Source organism: Mesorhizobium sp. M1142 (genome assembly GCF_040318565.1).
Classification (GTDB): Bacteria; Pseudomonadota; Alphaproteobacteria; order Rhizobiales; family Rhizobiaceae; genus Mesorhizobium.
On sequence record NZ_JAMYMK010000020.1, the window covers coordinates 66,398 to 86,128 of the forward strand.

The 19,731-nt window shown below is 61.8% G+C and carries 21 protein-coding genes; 2 read left to right on the plus strand and 19 right to left on the minus strand.

Annotated features, from left to right (window positions below):
* Position 1: 1 nt before the first annotated feature.
* From pqqE to NKH42_RS25890, 7 genes are all read right to left on the minus strand, one after another.
* Positions 2–1,123 (minus strand): pyrroloquinoline quinone biosynthesis protein PqqE, encoded by a 1,122-nt coding sequence (gene pqqE / locus NKH42_RS25860; RefSeq protein WP_352507735.1) that lies wholly within the window; start codon positions 1,121–1,123, stop codon positions 2–4.
* Positions 1,120–1,416 carry a pyrroloquinoline quinone biosynthesis peptide chaperone PqqD gene (gene pqqD / locus NKH42_RS25865; RefSeq protein WP_352752774.1) on the minus strand — a complete coding sequence of 99 codons (297 nt, stop codon included), beginning with the start codon at positions 1,414–1,416 and terminating at the stop codon, positions 1,120–1,122. Before pqqD ends, pqqE begins: the two co-directional genes overlap by 4 nt.
* Complete coding sequence (pqqC, locus tag NKH42_RS25870; protein WP_352752772.1) at positions 1,413–2,168, minus strand: pyrroloquinoline-quinone synthase PqqC; 756 nt, start codon at positions 2,166–2,168, stop codon at positions 1,413–1,415. The genes pqqD and pqqC overlap by 4 nt, the downstream gene beginning before the upstream one ends.
* On the minus strand, positions 2,165–3,103 hold the full coding sequence (gene pqqB, locus NKH42_RS25875; RefSeq protein ID WP_352507738.1) for a pyrroloquinoline quinone biosynthesis protein PqqB: 939 nt from the start codon (positions 3,101–3,103) through the stop codon (positions 2,165–2,167). Before pqqB ends, pqqC begins: the two co-directional genes overlap by 4 nt.
* A gap of 463 nt (positions 3,104–3,566) precedes the next feature.
* Positions 3,567–4,430, minus strand: a complete 864-nt coding sequence (locus NKH42_RS25880) for a substrate-binding domain-containing protein (RefSeq protein ID WP_352507739.1) — start codon at positions 4,428–4,430, stop codon at positions 3,567–3,569.
* Position 4,431: 1 nt separating this feature from the next.
* A complete protein-coding gene (locus NKH42_RS25885) occupies positions 4,432–4,956 on the minus strand; it encodes a c-type cytochrome, methanol metabolism-related (protein WP_352507740.1) in 525 nt (174 codons plus the stop codon).
* A gap of 154 nt (positions 4,957–5,110) precedes the next feature.
* Positions 5,111–7,012: a methanol/ethanol family PQQ-dependent dehydrogenase gene (locus NKH42_RS25890; protein ID WP_352507741.1), complete on the minus strand. Its 1,902-nt coding sequence runs from the start codon at positions 7,010–7,012 to the stop codon at positions 5,111–5,113.
* 672 nt (positions 7,013–7,684) lie between these two features.
* On the opposite strand from NKH42_RS25890, the gene NKH42_RS25895 reads away from it, so the two are divergent.
* A complete protein-coding gene (locus NKH42_RS25895; RefSeq protein WP_254819802.1) occupies positions 7,685–8,038 on the plus strand; it encodes a hypothetical protein in 354 nt (117 codons plus the stop codon).
* Between the two features lie 103 nt (positions 8,039–8,141).
* Here NKH42_RS25895 and NKH42_RS25900 read toward each other — a convergent pair whose 3' ends face one another.
* The 4 genes from NKH42_RS25900 to NKH42_RS25915 are packed head-to-tail and all read right to left on the minus strand — an operon-like array spanning position 8,142 to position 10,886.
* Positions 8,142–8,882 (minus strand): ABC transporter ATP-binding protein, encoded by a 741-nt coding sequence (locus NKH42_RS25900; RefSeq protein WP_352752831.1) that lies wholly within the window; start codon positions 8,880–8,882, stop codon positions 8,142–8,144.
* Entirely contained in the window at positions 8,851–9,645 is a 795-nt protein-coding gene (locus NKH42_RS25905) for an ABC transporter permease (protein WP_352507743.1), read from the minus strand. The genes NKH42_RS25900 and NKH42_RS25905 overlap by 32 nt, the downstream gene beginning before the upstream one ends.
* Complete coding sequence (locus tag NKH42_RS25910; protein WP_352507744.1) at positions 9,642–10,634, minus strand: ABC transporter substrate-binding protein; 993 nt, start codon at positions 10,632–10,634, stop codon at positions 9,642–9,644. The genes NKH42_RS25905 and NKH42_RS25910 overlap by 4 nt, the downstream gene beginning before the upstream one ends.
* Positions 10,635–10,676: 42 nt before the next feature.
* Complete coding sequence (locus tag NKH42_RS25915; protein WP_352755629.1) at positions 10,677–10,886, minus strand: hypothetical protein; 210 nt, start codon at positions 10,884–10,886, stop codon at positions 10,677–10,679.
* Positions 10,887–11,243: 357 nt separating this feature from the next.
* Here NKH42_RS25915 and NKH42_RS25920 point away from each other — a divergent pair, with 357 nt between their 5' ends.
* Positions 11,244–11,624, plus strand: a complete 381-nt coding sequence (locus NKH42_RS25920; RefSeq protein WP_352507745.1) for a c-type cytochrome — start codon at positions 11,244–11,246, stop codon at positions 11,622–11,624.
* Between the two features lie 63 nt (positions 11,625–11,687).
* Here the strand turns inward: NKH42_RS25920 and gph are convergent, their stop codons facing one another.
* The 8 genes from gph to tkt form a co-directional block, all read right to left on the minus strand.
* A complete protein-coding gene (gene gph / locus NKH42_RS25925; RefSeq protein WP_352507746.1) occupies positions 11,688–12,389 on the minus strand; it encodes a phosphoglycolate phosphatase in 702 nt (233 codons plus the stop codon).
* Positions 12,386–12,943, minus strand: coding sequence for a thioredoxin family protein (locus tag NKH42_RS25930; protein ID WP_352507747.1), 558 nt, complete (start codon positions 12,941–12,943; stop codon positions 12,386–12,388). Before NKH42_RS25930 ends, gph begins: the two co-directional genes overlap by 4 nt.
* 22 nt (positions 12,944–12,965) lie before the next feature.
* On the minus strand, positions 12,966–13,652 hold the full coding sequence (gene rpe, locus NKH42_RS25935) for a ribulose-phosphate 3-epimerase (RefSeq protein ID WP_352507748.1): 687 nt from the start codon (positions 13,650–13,652) through the stop codon (positions 12,966–12,968).
* Between the two features lie 62 nt (positions 13,653–13,714).
* Complete coding sequence (gene cbbX / locus NKH42_RS25940; protein WP_352507749.1) at positions 13,715–14,653, minus strand: CbbX protein; 939 nt, start codon at positions 14,651–14,653, stop codon at positions 13,715–13,717.
* An 8-nt stretch (positions 14,654–14,661) separates the two neighbouring features.
* Complete coding sequence (locus NKH42_RS25945) at positions 14,662–15,096, minus strand: ribulose bisphosphate carboxylase small subunit (protein WP_023678835.1); 435 nt, start codon at positions 15,094–15,096, stop codon at positions 14,662–14,664.
* Between the two features lie 18 nt (positions 15,097–15,114).
* The gene (locus NKH42_RS25950; protein ID WP_502896185.1) at positions 15,115–16,608 is read right to left on the minus strand and encodes a ribulose-bisphosphate carboxylase large subunit; all 1,494 of its coding nucleotides are present in this window, start codon (positions 16,606–16,608) and stop codon (positions 15,115–15,117) included.
* A gap of 20 nt (positions 16,609–16,628) precedes the next feature.
* Positions 16,629–17,708 (minus strand): class II fructose-bisphosphate aldolase, encoded by a 1,080-nt coding sequence (gene fba / locus NKH42_RS25955; RefSeq protein ID WP_352507750.1) that lies wholly within the window; start codon positions 17,706–17,708, stop codon positions 16,629–16,631.
* Between the two features lie 12 nt (positions 17,709–17,720).
* Positions 17,721–19,727 (minus strand): transketolase, encoded by a 2,007-nt coding sequence (gene tkt / locus NKH42_RS25960; RefSeq protein ID WP_352752767.1) that lies wholly within the window; start codon positions 19,725–19,727, stop codon positions 17,721–17,723.
* Between the last annotated feature and the right edge of the window lie 4 nt (positions 19,728–19,731).

Below are 19,731 nucleotides of genomic sequence, written 5' to 3' on the forward strand. Positions count from 1 at the left end.
GTCAGGCCGGCTCGGTGACGACGCCGATACGCCGGTAGACGAACAGTTCGTCCTTCGAAGGAACCGTCGCAGCGCGCTGGGCTTCGTCGATCAGCATTGCCATGCGCGCATGGATCGGCGATTTCGCGCAAGCCGGGTCCGTCACGGCGGCGTCGCCGGCGATTGCCATCGCCTGGCAGCGGCAGCCGCCCCAGTCGATCTCGCGCCGCTCACAGTTGCGGCAGGGCTCCTGCATCCAGTCCGTGCCTCGAAAGGCATTAAATGCCGGGGAATCGGTCCAGATCGCGGCCAGGCTGCGAGGTCCAAAACGCTCGAAGCTGAGCGACGGGATGGTCTGGGCGGCATGGCATGGCAGTACGGTGCCGTCTGGCGTCACCATGAAGGCGTCGCGCGCCCAGCCGCCCATGCACGGCTTGGGATAGATGGCGAAATAATCCGGCGTGACGAAATCGATGTTCATGATGCCGGTGAGCCGTTCGCGCGCCTCCGCGACGATCTCCGCCTGCCGATCGACGGCAGCACGCTCGGGCATCAGCTGATCGCGATTGGTCAGCGCCCAGCCGGCGTACTGCACGTTGGCTATCTCGAGACGCTCCGCATCCAGCGAAAGGGCCAGATCGATGAATTCCGGTACCTCCTCGATATTGTGGCGATGGATCGGCGCGTTGATGGTAAGCGGCAAGCCGGCCGCGCGGGCGCGGCGTGCCGTTTCCAGCTTCTTTTCGTGGCTGCCCCTGTGATTGCCGATGCGCTCGGTGGTCGCCGGCCGTGCGCCTTGAAAGCTCAGTTGCAGATGGTCGAGCCCGGCTTCGGCAAATGCCTCGATACGGCCATCCGCAATGCCGACGCCGGCGGTGATCAGGTTGGTGTAGACGCCACGCGCCGAAAGCCCGGCGATCAATTGCTCAAGATCGCGACGCAGCGTCGGTTCACCGCCAGACAGATGCACCTGGAGAACGCCAAGATCGGCCGCCTGCGAGAACAAGTCGAGCCAGCTCTGCGTGTCGAGTTCGCGATTGGCCTTCAGCAATTCGAGCGGGTTGGAGCAATAGGGGCATTGCAGCGGGCAGCGATGCGTCAGTTCCGCCAGCATGCCGATCGGGGGGAGAGGGGGCTCGCTCATAGCTTCACCAGCAGCTTGTCCGACCATTCCTGCAGGAAGGCAATGACATCGGCCGCCACAGCCTCCTGTTTGGCATCATAATCTGCGGCAAGGCCGGCAATGATGTGGCCGACCGTGGACCGCCCATCGCAGCGGCGCAATATGTCGAGGCTGATGTCGTTTGGCCAGAACACCTTTTCAGGCGAAAGCACGGCGAACGCCTGACGCACGGGGTCATACTGTATGCGCACGTGCTTCGGCAGCGATGGAACCGACTGCGGCGACACCATGGCTCTTTCGCGCAGTGCCATCATGGGGCCTCCGCACGGAAGGCGCCGGGCGGGATATTGCCCGGCTCGCCATAGGCGTGTTGAAGCGCGTCGAGCATGGCCCAGAGTATATCGCATTTGAACACGAGTGCATCGATCGCCCGCTGCTGGCGTTCCGCCGTGTCGGCATGTTCGAGCACATAGGCAAGAGCGAAGTCGGCGTCGCGTGAGGCCTGTTCGGGCCGTCGGCTGAAATAGGCCAGCGTATCCTCGGTGATGTAATCGTATCTGGCCAGCATCGCGGGTACCCGCTCGCCGATGATGAGCGGCGAGAACATCTCGGTCAGCGACGACGCGACCGCCTCCAGCAGGGTCCGGTTCGTGCAAAAGGAGAGGTAAGCGCCAACCGCAAAACGTGTCGCCGGCAGGGCCAGCCTCTCGCTCTTCACCGCGTCGGCATCCAGACCGAGCGAGGTCGCCAGGTGCAACCAGCGCGCAATACCGCCGCTCCAGCCGTCCTCGCCGTCATGATCCTCGATGCGTTTGCGCCAGGCGGCGCGAAACGCCGGATCCTCGGCATGCGCGAGGATCATGGCATCCTTGCGCGGAATGACAGCCTGATAGCAATAGCGGTTCAGCGCCCAGGCCTGCATCTCGGTCCTCGACAGCGCACCGGTGGTCATCCTGTGATGGAAAGGATGGCGGTTGTGATAGCGCTCGGCACCGACTTGCCGCAGCACGGCTTCGAGCTCTCCGGAGGACAGGCCGTTGCTGGCTGCGTGGTGGAAATCACTCAAAGGTCCATCTCCATCCCGTCGCGGGCCACTTCCCAGCCCGCCGCTTCGACTGCTGCATGCTCGGCAGAATTCTCGTCCAGAACAGGATTGGTGTTGTTGATATGGACGAAGACGCGGCGGCCGATCCTCACATCGGCCAAGCCGGCGATCGACCCCGCGTCTCCCGACATTGCCAGATGCCCCATGCGGGCACCGGTCTTTTCGCCGACGCCGGCAGCAATCATCTCGTCGTCGGTGAAGACCGTGCCGTCGAACAGAAGGCATGCGGCATCGGCTAGACGCGTGCGCAGGGTCGCATCGATGCGGGCGCAGGCGGGGATGTAGAAGACGGAGCCGCGACTGCCGGCACCGGCGATACGGACGCCGATCGTGTCGCCAGCGTCAGAGCTGAAATTCGCATCCGGCTGACCTCTTTCTTCGAGATAGAGGGCTATCTTCCCGGGCACGGGAAAGCTCTCGACAGCCACCCCGGTGTCGTGGCCGTCTGCGTCGCAGATCGCCAGTTCTTGCGCCGGCGGCAAGATGCGTCGCGGCACGAGCGCCGGATCGAGGACATTGAAAATCGAATTCGCCTCCAGCGTCGCCAGAACCTGTGTCGTTGCATAGATAGCGAAAGGCTGCCGCTCACGCAGGCTGAGCAGGCCGGCGACATGATCGACATCGGCATTGGTCAGCACCACCGCGCGAATGGGCGTCGAGCGCAGCGGCGCATCGTGCGCGGGCTGCAATTCAGGCGTTGCCGCGATCTGCTGGCGAATGTCGGGTGAGGCGTTGAACAGAACCCAGCCGACCCCATCCGCCGACGCGGCGACACTTGATTGGGTTCGCGAATACACGCCAGCCATCCCGGTGCGAGCCGCACGGCTCAGACGATAATTGCAGTTCCATTGCGGAAAGCCACCGCCGGCCGCCGATCCGATGATTCTCAAGCGCATGAAAACGCCCGCCTCGCGGCTTCTCTGACCAGCAGCCAATTTGCAGCCGCGAAAAACGTCCCGCTCGCTTTGCGTGCCTCAAAATCTTTCACGAAAATCCCATGCGGCAAGGGGATGCGTGCCCCTGTTGCCAGGGACACGCACCTCTGCGGCCTACTTCTTGGGAGTAATCTCAGCAGGCAGATACCGCGAAATTTCAAAGCCCGCAGCAACCTGACACATGGTCGGTTTTGTCCAGCTCTTCTTCATAACATTTCTCCTCTTCTACCAGCCCGAAGGGGCCGATCCGGTGGTTAGCCAACCATTGCAGGGCACCGAAGCAATGGCTCGTCCATCACGTCTCAAATGGACAAATGAAACACAAGGTTTTGAAAGGCCGAAAAACAAAACGATCGAAAGTAGCCGTAGTCTTTCTCTTCAATTTTTCATCGCGCAGGTTTGTCCTCCTCCTCACCCATCCCGACTATTGCGTAATCCGATTGTCGTGCTCGTCAATCAGCGGCACATTGTAACCCAGCAGGAGCTTGGTGATCTCCGCCTGGTTCTCCCTGATCACCCGGTTGAGCGTCCGCTTCCATTCCTGGTCGGACGGACGTACGCCCATGGTGATGCGGTAGGACATGCGCGAGCCTTTTTTTTCCTTCAGCAGCGGAACAATGGTGACATCGGCTCCGAGTTCCCTGGCATAGTAACCTGCCATCGGCCCCCACAGGACCGCCGCGTCAATCTTGCCGGCGAGCATGTCCTTGATCATGACCTCTCCCATAGAAGGAGTGACACGCGTATCCACCGCGAGTGGATAGATCTTGGCGGTCCGCAGAAGCTTGTTGGCGGCCATGTTGGCGGTTGGCGGCGTGCTTTCGACGACGCCGATTCTCTTGCCTGAAAGTTTCGGGTCTTCGATCGTCTCGATGCCTTCCATGCCGTTGCCTTTGGGGTATACGAGCACATAGGCGGAGCGATAGTAGGCGTTGGTGTTCTGCACCAGTTCGTCGCCTTGGGCGTAGCCCATGATGATGTCGCATCGGTTGGCCCCCAGCGTGTTGCGCACAAAGCCGGTGACAGTGGGAAACCATGTGTAGGCGACTGATTTCCGCCCCGTCTTCTTGGCAACCAGTTCAGCCAGCTTGTTTTCGAAGCCTTGGCCGTTCTTGTCGGTAAAGGGCATATTCGAGGGATCGGCGCAGACGCGCAGAATGTTGGGATCCACCAGTTCGCCCGCAGCGCCAAGCCCGGCATTTTGCGCCAGAACGTTCGATGGCAGCAAGGCGAGCGCGCCGAGGATCGGCAGAACGACGCGCAGCTTCGATGTAGTGCAGCCGGTCATATCATCCACCCATGCAGGATGCTTCGGCATCCTTGGCTGCCTGAGCCTTGTTTTCGTGCTTGGGCGGCCTGCCGCGGGGTGCCGCGCCATCGGCGCGCGCGCGCAGATAGACGTAAAGGTCGTCCAGGTAACAGTAGACGTTCTTGTTGTCGCCAAAGGCAGGCATGACGTTTTCCTTGCCGCCGCCGACATTCTTGCGGCCCTCGGCGACGATCGAGAGGAACGTGGCGTAATCCATGGTTTTCAGACTATTGACCAGGGCAGGCGCATAACTCGAACCCGTTGCGTCCTGTCCGTGACAGACATGGCAATCGGAGTGATACCGGCGGTACCCGCTGAACGTGTACCAATCGACGGTTCCGTTTTCGATCTTGTAGGTCGGATTTCCGTCCGCATCTAGATATTTGCCTCCTTCTTGCTTCACCGCCTTGGCTTTTTCCATGCTGTCTTCGGCCCGTGCCAGACTTGAGCTGGCCAGAGGCAGCAGGATCAGGGCGAGAGCGGAAACTGCAATGCGAACGATCATTCAGACTCTTCCTTCATTGGCCAGGGACACTGGCTGCCGTCGTGCTCGGCATTGATCGGTGCTTGGGTGCGCGGCGCAATCGAGAGCCCGGTTCCCGGCTTTCGGGTGACCCGGGCTCTCTTTTCGAACCTAGTCGTAAGGCTCTTCCCGGTTATCAGTCCGGGAGGCCGAAGACGGTGAGCTGGCCGCCCAGTGTCGTATAGTCGGCAAGTGCCGCGTAACCGCCGACGGCACCCAGACCGGCGGTTCCAACCACTGCGGCCTGGTCGCCCTGCGCACGGCCCTGATCAACGGCGCCATGCCAGGCAGCGGCGTTGTCGGGCGAAAGCAGCCCACCTGCCAGACCGATACCGGCCCATCCCCCCACGCCGGACAGAACGGCGATGTACTGCTTGCCGTCATGCTCGTAGGTCGTGATGTTGCCGATGATGCCGGAGGGGGTCTTGAACTTGTAGAGTTCCTTGCCGTCCTTATCGACCGCCTTGATGTAGCCTTCGAGGGTACCATAGAAGACGACGTCGCCATCTGTCGCCAATGCGCCCGACCACACCGAGAACTGCTCGGGCTTCGACCAGACGATCTCACCCTTGGCTGCATCCCAGGCAATGAAGTTGCCCATGTTGCCGTCACCGCCGGGCGCCGCATACATCGACACGGTGGCGCCCACATAGGGCTGACCGGCGGTGTAGCTCACTTTGTAAGGCTCATAGTCCATGCAGACATGGTTGGTCGGCACGTAGAACAACCCGGTCTTCGGCGAGTAGGCGGCCGGCTGCTGGTCCTTGGTTCCAAGCGCGGCCGGGCAGATACCGGTCGAGTTGGTGTCTTCGCCGTTCTGCTGGGTCGAATACTTGGCGACGACCTGCGGGCGGCCGTACTGGTCGCTCTTGGGATCCATGTTGACTTCCGTCGCCCAGTTCACTGCCGGATCGTATTTTTTGGCAACGAGAAGTTCGCCGGTAGCGCGATCCATTGTGTAGGCAAAGCCGTTGCGGTCGAAATGCACCAGCACGTCGTGCTTGGCGCCGTTGACCTCCATGCCATCGACGAGAATCATCTCGTTGATGCCGTCATAGTCCCACTCGTCATGCGGGGTCATCTGGTAGAGCCATTTGGCAACACCGGTATCGGCGTCGCGAGCCATGATTGTCATGGACCAGCGATTGTCGCCTGGGCGCTGGACCGGGTTCCACGTCGAGGGATTGCCGGTGCCGTAATAGACCAGGTTCAGCTTGGGATCATAGGAATACCATCCCCATGTCGTGCCGCCGCCCGTCTTCCACTGTTCGCCTTCCCAGGTGTTGGTGCCGGAATCCTTTCCGACGGGCTTGCCGAGATGGGTCGTCTTCTCGGCGTCGAGAAGGGTGTCTGCATCAGGACCTTCCGAATAGGCTTTCCAGGCAAGCTTGCCGTCTTTCAGATTGTAGGCGGCCAGCCAGCCGCGAACACCGAATTCAGCACCGGAGACGCCCACGAGCACCTTGTCCTTGATGACTACGGGTGCCGACGTGCCGGATTCGCCCTTTCCGCCGTCGGTCTGGTCGCCGTTCTTGACAGACCAGACGACCTTGCCGGTCTTGGCATCGAGCGCGACGACGGTGGTGTCGGCCTGGTTGAGAATGATCTTGCCGTCGCCATAGGCGACACCGCGATTGACCGTGTCGCAGCACATGATCGGAATGACGTTCGAGTCCTGCTTGGGCTCGTATTTCCACAGGATCTTGCCGTCGTTCTTGAGGTCGAGAGCATAGACGTTGTTTGGGAAAGGCGTGTGGACATACATCACATCGCCGATGATCAGCGGCCCGCCTTCGTGACCGCGCAGCACGCCGGTGGAAAAGCTCCATTTGACCTGCAGGTTCTTTACATTGTCCGCAGTGATTTGGTTGAGTTTGGAATAGCGGGTGTTGGCGTAGTCACCCGTCTGCATCGCCCAGTTCTTCGCATCCGATGCGAGCTTTGCAAGGTCTTCATTGGCCGAAGCCGTATAAGCAGCGCCGAGCGACAAAAAAGCCGCGGTCGTCAGTATGTAGGTAGTTTTCGCAAGTACACGCATCCGAAATCCTCCCGAGGTTCACAGTGACGAATCGACCGTCAAGCCCACAAGGGGCCTGCCCAAGCGATTCATGTGGGGAAGTAATTTCCGGCAGCTGTCACGACCTACCCCGACAAGCAGAGGGCACCGTTATTGCCCGCCCCACTTGGCCTTCGAAAGACTGCCACCGCTCCCTGACAATGGCGCTCTTGAAGCCGGAAACAGGGAAAAAGCTATGTCATCGCAAACGGCCGAGCAAGCAAAAACCCTGAGGTGATGTTGCGGTGCAATATCGACTATGGTGCATGGCAATATAAAGATACAAACAAGAGAAGTATCCTGAGTGGCACTATTGCTAGAATGACTGCCAGCGGCCGACATATATAATATCCTTATTGTTATTGTATTATTGGCACGATTCGTGTTGAATTTATTTCCATGTAATTTACAAGGGCGCTTCTGGGTAAGTATGCGTGCGTCTGGTTGGTTGCCGATAGTGGGCGAGGCATGAAATGACCGCTGGAAGCGGGGTGCGCAGCGGGCCGTGAATCCACCTTTTGCCGGTCGACAGGGCATTCCTCCTTTGGTCCTATAAGCAGGCCATGGGAGCTTGACTGGCTTTGCGGTACGTCGCCAATTGGGGCGATGATCCTGTCCGGATACATCGTGTCCAGACCAACTGGAGGTTCCCTCATGATCAGATCTGTTGGGTCTTTTATCCTACCGCTGGTCTTTTCGGCGACACTGGCCTTTGCGAACCCGGCTAGCGCCGCGGGAGACTACCCGACGGCAACGATTGCCGATTACGTGCTCGGCTGCATGCAAACAAATGGCCAGACACGTCAGGCGCTTGAAAGCTGTTCCTGCTCGATCGATGTTATCGCCTCGATCCTCCCCTACGATCACTATGAGAGGGCGGAGACCTTCAAAAGTATGTCGTTGACGACAGGGGAGGCGGCAGGGTTGTTTCGCGAAAGCGCGCCAGCGAAGGCGGCGCGGGCGGAACTGAAACGCGCGCAGGCTGAAGCCGACGTACGTTGCTTTTAGTCAGGCGGAACAGGCACGCGTGGCGGTGCCTCACAGTGCCGCCATTTCTATTGGCCATTGGCTGCGAAATACCTTGCAATCCGCATTCGAGGCCGTAAGGCGATCAGGCCACGCCCGGAAATTTTTGGTGGAACGACAGCAAAAGGTCGCTCATCACCTGTGGGTTGCGATGTTGCCGCGGCAAGCCTACGTCGAACATGCCGAGCACACGGGCCGGGCGCTGCGCAAGCACGATGATGCGGTCCGACAGCATCAGTGCCTCGCGCAGATTGTGCGTTACCATCAAGGCGGTCGTGGGCCGCGCCGACCACACGGTCAAAAGCAGGTGCCGAAGCCGCTCGGCGGTCTGTTCGTCGAGGGAGGCAAAGGGTTCGTCCAGGAAAAGCATCGCCGGTTCGGTGGCGAAGGCCCTGGCAAGCGCTGCCCTGCGCGCAAGGCCGAGCGAAAGCTCCGCCGGATAGAGCGAGTCGATGCCGGCGAGTCCGAGAGTGTCAAACAGCTCGTCGAGACTCTTCGCTCTTAGGCTTTTCGGCAGCGCCAGCCTGACATTCTGCTCCACGGTCCGCCACGGCAGCAAAGTCGGCTCCTGGAACACGGCGGCGATGCGGTTCGAGCCGCCTTGCGGCAGTTGGAAAGAGCCGGAAAAGTCTTTGTCCAGTCCAAGCAGGATGCGCAACGTCGTGGTCTTGCCGCAGCCCGACGGCCCGAGCAGACAGGCGAATTCGCCCTGCCGGACCTCGAAAGACAGACCCTGAAGCGCCGTGATCGAGACGCCTTGCGCGGACCTGAAGGTCTTTTCAGCGATGTCGACCCTAAGCGGGACGACCGCGCCAACGGGTTGCATGTCGTTCAATGGGCTGCACCAGGAGGAGTTCGATGACAAGCATCACCGCCACGAAAGCCAGCGTGTAGGCAAGGATGGCGGCGACGTCGAAGAGCTGGAAGAAGAGATAGATCTGGAAGCCGACACCATTGGAACGGCCGAGCAGTTCGACCACCAGGACGATCTTCCAGATGAGAGCGATGCCGGACCGCGAGGCCGCGGCAAAATAGGGCTGCAGTTGCGGCAGCAGGACATGGCGGATGCGCTCGAGTGGGCCGAAGCGGTAGACGGCGGCCATTTCGGCATAACGCGGATCAAACGCTCTGGCGCCTTCGCGCATCGTCACCACGACGTTCGGGATCTTGTTCACGGCAACTGCGCCAATCGCCGCCGCCTCGTTGAGGCCGAACCAGATATAGGCAAGCACGATGACCACCAGCGCGGGAATGTTGAGAAACAGGACCACCCACGGACTGAAGAACCGGTCCGCACCGCGGCAGCTGCCGAGGATGACGCCGATGACCGAGCCGATAATCATTGCGACGACGTACGCCGCAGCAACCCGTCCGAGCGTCGCGCCAAGGTGATAAAAAAGGTCGCCGCTCGCCGCTTCCCTGAGCAGCACCTGCCAGACCTGCCCTGGTGAGGGGAAAGCACGGCTTTGCCACAGATTGTCCGCGAGGCTCCACAGCAGGCAAAGTCCCAGCAGGGAAACCGTTACCGTCGGCGCTGGTGTCACCGTCGCAAAGCCGGATCGACCCGACTTGTCTTCCGTTCGGGTCATTTCGCGAGTTCCGGCCAGAACGTGCCGGGCGCCATCTCGGGCGCCCTGCCAACCAGCTTCTCGCCGCCTATCGCGGCCAGCACGTGATAGAGTTTGCCCGCATCGCGCGCTTCTTCGGCGACCGGCCGTCTGGGGATGCCCTGGCGATAGCGGTCGCGCAGTTTTTCCAGCTCCTTGCCTTCTGCGCGAATGAGCGGCGCCAGGCGCAGCCATTCATCATCGGATCTGGCCAGCAACTCCTTGGCCTGCTTGGAGGCCTTGACGAAGCCCCGGGCGGCATCCGGATTGTCGTTCGCCCATTGGTCGTGGAAGACGTAGCCGAGCGCCGATACGGCGCCCGAGGCACCAAGCGCTTTCGCCGCATCATCGGCGCCGATCAACCGACGAAAGCCGTTGGCCTCGAGCCGGGCGCAGAAATGCCAGAAATTGAGTACTGCATCGAGTTCACCCTGCATCGCCTTTTCAGAAATCAGCGGCGGCGCGCCAAAGACGACGTCACAGGCTGCCGGCAGGTCGACGCCGTGATCGCGTCTGGCCAGCGCCTGGACCAGTAGCCAGCTCTTGTCGAGCGGGCCGCCGGCGACACCGATTTTCTTTTCCTTGAGCTCGACGACCGTCCGGATCGGCGATTCCTCCTTCACCATGATTGCCCCCACGGCGGTCGAATAAGGGGCCAATGTAAGGTCGCCGCCCTCGGAGCGCTGGCGCGAGACCCACAGCCAGTCGGTCACGATCATGTCGATCGCGCCGGCGAGCAGCGCGACGTTGGTCGCATCCTCCCCGGCGAAGTAGACGATTTCCAGATCGATCCCGTTGGCCTCGTCGAGCTTGTGGCGTTTCAGCGTATCGAGTTCCCAGCTCACGGTGCCGAACTTCAGGACACCAATTCGGACCTTAGCGGCCGCAAAGACGGCAACCGGCTTTGAGGCGAGGATGGCGGCTGCCCCCACAGCCGCCAAGCGCAGCGTCGCGCGCCGCGAAATCATCATGGCGTCTCCCCTTTCAGGGCCTCGACGAACCAGGAATGCCGATCAAATCGCTCGTTCCTTGCTCGGAAAGGCACATTTCCAGCGCACGACCCTGAGCCTCGGATGTTCCTGAGACCATTTTGCGATCTCGGCGGGCGCCAGGAACATGCATTGGAACAGAGAGCCGCGGCTCTCGAAATAGAGATGCTCATCTCGGCAATTGCCCGGATTGGCGCTAAGGCACACCGTTAATATGAGATCGACCATGTCCATTTGGCACTTATCGTCGCCTGCGCGGCGAACTCTCCAGAGTTCGTGCTTTGGAGTTGCGCGGATTCCTGGAGGTGCCCAACAGCAAACCGGTTGGAGTAAGGCTACGCGTTCGGCCAATAGGCGTCAACGATGTGGACCGCGTGTCGCTACACCCTTCGCGCAGTCGGGAAACGAAACAGGACCTTTGTACGATTGACTTCCTTCATCGGCAGGCTAGCTTTTCGAGGCGTGCAGGTGCTGCCAGTCCGGGGAGGAAGGAGAATAGTTCGCTCTCCCGCACAAAAATGGATGCCGGCGGCCAAGGCATCGACACGCGTAAATTATCCAGGGCCCTCACACGATCAATGAGGAAATGCCATGCGCGCAGTCGCGTTTTTCACCGCCGTGTCCGTTGCCACCTTTGTCACTACCCAGTCTCAGGCCCAGGATGCCGCGGCGGGTGAGAAGGTCTTCGCCAAATGCAAGGTCTGCCACGTCGCAGACAAGGACCAGAACAAGGTCGGTCCGTCCTTGAACGGCGTCATCGGCCGAACGGCCGGCACGCATCCGGGGTTCAGCTATTCCAAGGCCATGACCGAGGCCGGCAAGTCGGGCGTCAAATGGGACGAAGCCACGCTGACGACCTACCTTCGCGATCCCAAAGCGATGGTCAAAGGAACGAAGATGGCGTTTGTCGGCCTCAAGAAGGACGAGGACATCGCCAATGTCATTGCCTACCTGAAGCAATTCTCCAAATAACGCGGTACCGCCAGCCATTTGGACTGCGCCCGGCCGGCGTTGGCCTGGGCTTTGCGCTTGGGGTCACGCAGCATCTTGCAGCGTCTGCATCGCGGACGGCAGATCGAACAGGCTGTCGCAAACGAGGTCGGCGCCAAGCTCTTCAACGGGAATTTGGCTGTATCCGCCACGCAGCAGAATGACTGCCATGCCGGCTGCGCGGGCGGCGGCCACGTCGGCGCTGCTGTCTCCGACCATCAGCGTATCACGAGGTTCGACCTGAAGCTGGTCGAGCGCCAGCAACAGCGCGTCTGGCGCCGGCTTCAAGTATGTCACCGCGTCTCCCCCGACGATCGCGCCGAGATAGTCCGTCAGCCCAAAATGCAGCAGGATTTCGCGAGCCGCCAACTGCGGCTTGTTGGTCACCACGCCCATGGCTATTCCGCTCAAATGCAAGTGCGTGAGAACCTCCCTGACGCCAGGCATCAGCATCGTGCGGCCGGTCAGATGCCTGCGATAGATCGGCGCCATGACGCGGTTGGTCTCATCGAGCGCGCTGCCGAGGAGCGGCGTGCCGGAAGCCGCGAAGGCTCGTTCGACCAGTTTCCTGATGCCGCCGCCGATCATGGCCTTGACCTGATCCAGGCGCAGCGGCGGCAGATCGCGGCCGGCCAGCAATTCGTTGACGGCGGCCGTTATATCAGGCGCCGAATCGACCAGCGTACCGTCGAGATCGAAAAGGATCGCCTTGGGCGATCGAAACGGCCTGCCTGCGCCGACGTTCATGCAGCATCCTTCCACTTGATCGAACAGCCGATCGAAGCGATCTGGTCCAGCGGTCCGTCGCCGGTTCGGGCAACCTGCTTCATCGCCTCGAACAGATCGCGCCTGAGCCCAGGCGGTCCAACGTCGCGTCGCGACGCGTCAAGCCGGCCGCGATATTGCAGCGTCAACTCGTTGTTGAGCCCGAAGAAATCCGGAGTGCAAACGGCTCCGTAGGCACGCGCCACCGTCTGGCGCTCGTCGTGGAGGTAAGGGAAAGTGAAGCCGTTCGTCCCGGCGAAGAGCTTCATGTTGTCGAAGGAATCCTCCGGATAGGCGTTGGCATCGTTGGAGTTTATCGCGACGAAGCCAATGCCCTCGGCCTTGAGATCGTTGGCGTCGCGGACGATGCGTGGAATCGCCGCCTTCACATAGGGGCAGTGGTTGCAGATGAAGGCCACCACCAGCCCGTTCGGACCGGCGTGGCTGAAGATGGAATGCGATTTGCCGTCGACACCGGGCAAAACGGCATCGATGGCTTGCCAGCCGAAATCGCAGACAGGTGGGATTGCCGCCATATTTGCACTCCGATGTGACGGTTTACGCGGCTTTCCGGATCGACCCGTTGGCCGCCTGCCTGATGGCGTCGATATTGGCACGATAGGCAGCCTCGGTGCCACCCTTGAAGATGGCCGAGCCGGCGACCAGCACATTGGCGCCGGCCGCGGTGACCAGCGGAGCGGTCTCGGGCGTGACGCCGCCGTCGATCTCGATGTCGATCGGACGTTGGCCGACCAGCGCCTTGACCCGCCTAACCTTGTCGACGACAGCCGAAATGAATGCCTGGCCGCCGAAGCCCGGATTGACCGTCATCAGAAGCACAAGATCGAGCCGGTCGAGCACATATTCGATCACGCTTTCCGGCGTTGACGGGTTCAGCGACACGCCGGCCTTCTTGCCGAGATTCCTGATTGCCTGCAGCGAACGGTCGAGATGCGGCCCGGCCTCGGCGTGCACCGTGATGACGTCGCAGCCGGCATCGGCGAAGGCGGCGAGATAGGCGTCGGCCGGCGCGATCATCAGATGGCAATCGAAGACCTTGTCCGTCCGATCACGGATCGCCTTGACCACCGCCGGACCGAAGGTGATGTTGGGGACGAAATGGCCGTCCATCACGTCGAGATGGATCCAGTCGGCACCCGCCCGGACGACCGCTTCGACCTCGTCGCCGAGCCGCGAGAAGTCCGCAGAAAGCACCGAGGGCGCGATGATTGTCTTGGTATCCATGATCGTCGACTCCCATTCTGTCGTCCGTTTCCGGTCGCTGCGCACCAACCGGCGTCATCTTGTCAGCGCGCCTTCGTCTCTGGTTCGCCTTCGAGCTTACCTTCCGCGAATACGCGGCTGCCGCGAATATCGGATTCCTCGATGGTGATAAGATCGGTTTTCGTCAACGCCCGGTCGCGCGACGCGAAAAGCCGGTTGGCCTGGCGAAGCCGCGCCCGGTCGAGCCCATTGCGGACCGATCGGGCGTTGGAGAAATGCGGCAGCCGCATGCGGATCGGGAGATACTCTTCGAGCGCCTTGGCCGCCGCTTCGCTGAGACGGTAATTCTGTTCCGCCAGCATGATCTCGGCGATCAATTTGAGTTCGCTGACGCCGTAGTCGGGAAAATCGAGGTGATGGGCGATGCGCGAGCGCATGCCGGGATTGCTGTCGAAGAAGCGGTCCATCTTGTCCTTGTAGCCGGCGAGGATCACAACCAGATCGTCACGGTTGTTTTCCATGCACTGCAGCAGGATTTCGATCGATTCCTGACCGTAGTCGCGTTCGTTCTCGGGCTTGTAAAGATAATAGGCCTCGTCGATGAAAAGCACCCCGCCCATGGCGCGCTTAATCACTTCGCGGGTTTTGGGCGCGGTGTGGCCCACATACTGGCCGACGAGATCGTCTCGCGTCACCGCGACCATGTGCCCTTCGCGGACATAGCCGAGACGATGCAGGATTTCGGCCATCCTCAGCGCCACGGTGGTCTTTCCGGTGCCGGGATTGCCCGTAAAATTCATGTGCAGCGTCGGCGCGCCCGAGGTCAGCCCGAACTTGCGGCGAAGTCGGTCGACCAGGAGCAGCGCCGCGATCTCGCGGATGCGGGTCTTGACAGGTTTCAGGCCAACAAGTTCGCGGTCGAGCTTATCCATCACCTCGTCGATGTTAGACGCTTCGAACTCGGCCTGCAGATCAACCGATTCGCCCTGCGCGGCAGCGCCCTTTGCTATCGCGTCCAGCATGGCTTCGGCTAGCTCCGCTCGCCTTCGGGCCTGTCGGTCGCATAAGGCACGATCGAATAGCCCTGGCTGCGGCCGTCGCGCTCCTGGCGCAGCAGCCGGAAGCCGGGTTCATTGGGTGGCCGGTTGACGATGAATGACATGCGCGGCGCTTCCCAGCCCTTGGTCGAATCGAAGGCCGTGACCCGGACATACATGTTGGGCATGGCTTTCCGGCAATTGTTGACTTCAAGCAGGATGCCCGCCGGGTCCCTCAGGTCGAACATTGGGTTGCCGTACATTTCCCAATAGGTGTTTCGCGGATGCGGATCGTCCGTGTATTCGACGCTGACCGCCCAGTGGTTTTTCAGCGCGTATTTGATCTGCGCCGAAATCTGCTCATCGGTTAGCTCGGGCAGGAACGAAAACTGTCCCTGCGTGACCTTGTTTCCCGGATTGGTCATCATGGCGACGGTTCCTTTCGTCTAGAAGCTCGGCATTGCGGTTGGCACAAAATCGGCCGTGTCGGTCGATTCGTAGTTGAAGGTGACGTCCTTCCACGTCTCCAGGGCCGCCTTGAGCGGCGTGCACCATCTGGCCGCCTGTTCGAGGATCTTGGTCCCTTCGCGCAGATAGTCGCGGCCCTCGTTGCGGGCGAGGATCATCGCCTCCAGCGCGACGCGATTGGCCGTCGCGCCGGCCTGGATGCCGTCCGGATGGCCGATCGTGCCGCCGCCGAACTGCAGGATGACATCCTCGCCGAGATAATGGATCAACTGGTGCATCTGGCCGGCATGGATGCCGCCCGAGGCGACGGGCATCACCTTGTTGAGCGAGGCCCAGTCCTGATCGAAGAACAGCCCGGTTTCGAGGTTCTGCGGCGTGCGCTCCTCGCGCAGCGTGTCATAAAACCCCTTGATCATCAGCGGGTCGCCTTCCAGCTTGCCGACCACCGTGCCGGCATGGATGTGATCGACGCCGGCCATGCGCATCCATTTGCAGATGACGCGAAAATTCATGCCGTGGTTCTTCTGGCGCGAATAGGTCGAGTTGCCGGCCCGGTGCAGGTGCAGGATCATGTCGTTGCGGCGTGCCCACTTGGCCATCGACTGGATCGCCGTATAGCCAATGACGAGGTCGATCATGACGATGCAGGAGCCAAGCTGTTTTGCGAATTCGGCGCGCTCGTACATCTCCTCCATCGTGCCGGCGGTGACGTTGAGATAATGGCCCTTGACTTCGCCGGTGGCGGCCGACGCCTTGTTCACAGCCTCCATGCAGTAGAGGAAACGGTCGCGCCAATGCATGAAGGGCTGCGAGTTGATGTTCTCGTCGTCCTTGACGAAGTCAAGGCCACCCTTCAGCGCCTCGTAGACGACGCGGCCGTAGTTGCGGCCTGACAGGCCAAGCTTCGGCTTCGTCGTCGCGCCGAGCAGCGGTCGGCCGAACTTGTCGAGCCGCTCGCGTTCCACCACGATGCCGGTCGCCGGGCCCTGGAAGGTTTTGAGGTAAGCCACGGGGATGCGCATGTCCTCGAGCCGCAAGGCCTTGACGGCCTTGAAGCCGAACACGTTGCCGATGATCGATGCAGTCAGGTTGGCGATGGAGCCGGGCTCGAACAGGTCGAGGTCGTAGGCGATATAGGCGAAGTACTGTTGCTCGATCCTGGTGCCTGGACCTGTGTTCGGCACCGGCTCGGATTTGAACGCCTTGGCGCGATAAAGCTCGCAGGCGGTCAGCCTGTCGGTCCACACCACCGTCCATGTCGCGGTAGAGGATTCCCCGGCGACGGCGGCGGCCGCCTCCTCGTGGTCGACGCCGGCCTGCGGCGTGATCCGAAACATGGCGATCAGGTCGGTCTCCTTGGGCCGGTAGTCCGGCTCCCAGTAGCCCATCTTCTTGTAAGGAATGACGCCCGACTTGTAGCGTTCGCTGCCTTCCTTGAGCGTGCCTGCTGACGGCATGTCGATCTTGTTCATGACAGGTCTCCTGTTGCCGCTCAGGCGGCTTTCGCAGTTGCGATATGCGGGTCGAGTTTTCCCGCGGCGTAACGTTTCGCCATCTCATCCATGGCGATCACCCTGATCTTCGACGCGTGGCCTGCGGTGCCGAAGCGTTCGAAGCGATCGCGGCAAAGGTCGCGCAGCGCGTCCATGGCGGGTTTCAGGAATTTACGCGGATCGAATTCGCGCGGGTCCTCGGTCGCGACGCGGCGGAACTGCCCGGCCATGGCCATTCGGCAATCGGTGTCGATGTTGACCTTGCGCACGCCGTAGCGGATGCCGCGCTCGATTTCCTCGACCGGGACGCCAAAGGTCTGGGGCATCTCGCCGCCATAGTTGTTGATGATGTCCTGCAGTTCCTGCGGCACGGAGGAAGACCCGTGCATGACCAGATGCGTGTTGGGCAGCTTTTCGTGGATCGCCTCGATCACCTGCATGGCCAGGATGCCGCCGTCAGGCTTGCGGCTGAATTTGTAGGCACCGTGTGAGGTACCGCAGGCGATCGCCAGCGCGTCGACCCGGGTGGCGGTCACGAAGTCGACCGCCTGGTCGGGATCGGTCAAAAGCTGGTCATGGGAAAGCGCACCTTCAGCGCCGTGCCCGTCCTCGGCCTCGCCCTGGCCGGTTTCCAGCGAGCCGAGCACGCCAAGCTCGCCTTCGACTGAAGCGCCGACCCAATGCGCCATGCGTGCGACACGTTCGGTGATGGCGACGTTGTAGTCGTAGCTCGCCGGCGTCTTGGCGTCCGCCATCAATGACCCGTCCATCATCACCGAGGTGAAGCCGTGGCGGATCGCCGACAGGCAGGTGGCTTCGTTGTTGCCGTGATCCTGATGGATGCAGAGCGGAATGGCCGGATGGATTTCGGTCAACGCCTCCATCATCTTGGCCAGCATGATGTCATTGGCATAGGAACGGGCGCCGCGCGAGGCCTGGATGATGACCGGCGCATCGCAGGCCCTGGCGGCCTCCATGATGGCGAGGCCCTGTTCCATGTTGTTGATGTTGAATGCCGGCACCCCGTAGCCGTGCTCGGCGGCATGGTCGAGAAGCTGGCGAAGGGTGATGCGGGCCATTGTCGGTTTCTCCTAGATGATGAGCTTCAGCGCCGCTGCCGCGACGGCTTCGGGCGTGATGTCGAAATGCCGGTAGAGATCCGGGGCAGGGGCGCTGGCGCCGAAACCAGCCATGCCGACGAAAGCGCCGGTGTCGCCGATCCAGCGGTCCCAGCCGAGCCTTGCTGCGGCTTCGATGGCGATGCGCGGCGCCAGGCCGAGGACGGCCTGGCGGTAGTCCGCATCCTGTTCCTCAAACAGCTCCCAGCACGGCATCGAGACGACCGCGGCGGCGATGCCGTGCTCGGTCTCCAGCCGTTCGGCGGCGGCAATAGCGATCTCGACCTCCGAGCCGGTGGCGATCAGCGTCACGGCACGGTGCCGGGCTGGCTCGCGCAGGATGTAGGCGCCACGGCTCGACCGGTTCTCGTCGCCGTGCCCCTGGCGCAGCATCGGCAGGTTCTGGCGCGAGAGCACCAGCACGCTTGGCCGGTTCTCGCTTCTCAGTGCCAGTTCCCAGCATTCCGCCGTTTCGATGATGTCGGCCGGACGGAAGACGTTGAGGTTTGGCGTCGCCCGCAGCATCGCCAGGTGCTCGACCGGCTGGTGGGTCGGGCCGTCCTCGCCGAGACCAATGGAATCGTGCGTCATCACATAGATGACGCGCTGGCCCATGAGCGCCGAGAGCCGCATCGCGCCGCGCGCATAGTCGGCGAAGCACAGGAACGTGCCGCCATAAGGCACGAAGCCGCCATGCAGTGCGATGCCGTTCATGGCTGCGGCCATGCCGTGCTCGCGGATTCCATAGTGGATGTAGCGGCCGGCGTAGTCGCCCGGCGCGATGCGGTTCATACCCTTGGTGATCGTCAGGTTCGAATGCGTCAGATCGGCGGAGCCGCCGACGGTCAGTTCCGTTGCGCCATTGATCGCAGCGAGTGCCATTTCCGAGGCTTTTCGCGTTGCAACCTTGGTCGCCTTCCCGGCATGCTCCTTGCGGAAAGCGCCGAGTGCTTCGAAGACCGCATCGGGCAGGGCGCCGGCGACCGCGCTCTCGAAGGCCTGCCGCCGTGGCGAGGCGGCAAGCCGCTGCTCCCAGGCGCGCCGTGCCGCTTGACCGCGGCCGGCAATCTCGCGCCAGGCGAAAAGGATATCGTCCGGCACCTCGAACGGCGCGAAGGCCCAGCCGATGTTTTCGCGCGTCGCGGCGATCTCCGCATCGCCCAGCGGCGCGCCATGCGTTTTTTCCGAACCGCCCAAATTGGGGGCTCCCTTGCCGATCACCGTGCGGCAGGCGATCAGAGACGGCTGGTCCGATTGCTGCGCCGCTTCGATTGCCGCCGCAACAGAGTCGGTGTCGTGGCCGTTCACCGACTGGACATGCCATCCAGCGGCTTTGAACCGTGCCGGCTGGTCCATCGATGTCGACAGCGAAGTCGGTCCGTCGATCGAGATCGCATTGTCGTCCCAGAAGACGATCAGCCGCGAGAGCTTCAGGTGACCGGCAAGATCGATCGCCTCGTGGCTGATGCCTTCCTGCAGGCAGCCGTCGCCGGCGATCACGTAGGTGAAATGGTCGACGAGATCGGCGCCGTGCCGGGCAGCAAGCATGCGCTCCGCCAGCGCCATGCCGACGGCGGTCGAGATGCCTTGTCCAAGCGGACCGGTTGTCGTCTCGATGCCGAGCGCATGGCCATATTCCGGATGTCCGGCGGTGCGGCTGCCCAGCTGGCGAAACCGCTGCAATTCTTCGATAGGCATGTCTTCAAAGCCGAGCAGGTAATGCAGCGCATACTGCAGCATTGAGCCGTGCCCGGCCGACAGCACGAAGCGGTCGCGATCGGGCCAGTTGGGTGCCGACGGATCGATATTGATGAAGCGGCTGAACAGCACCGTCGCGACATCGGCCATGCCCATCGGCATGCCCGGATGGCCGGAATTGGCCTTTTGGACGCTGTCCATCGCCAGAGCGCGAATGGCGTTGGCCATGTCGCGCTCAGAGACCGCGGCGACGGGCTTCAATGCTGCTGCCTGGCTGCTCATGGCG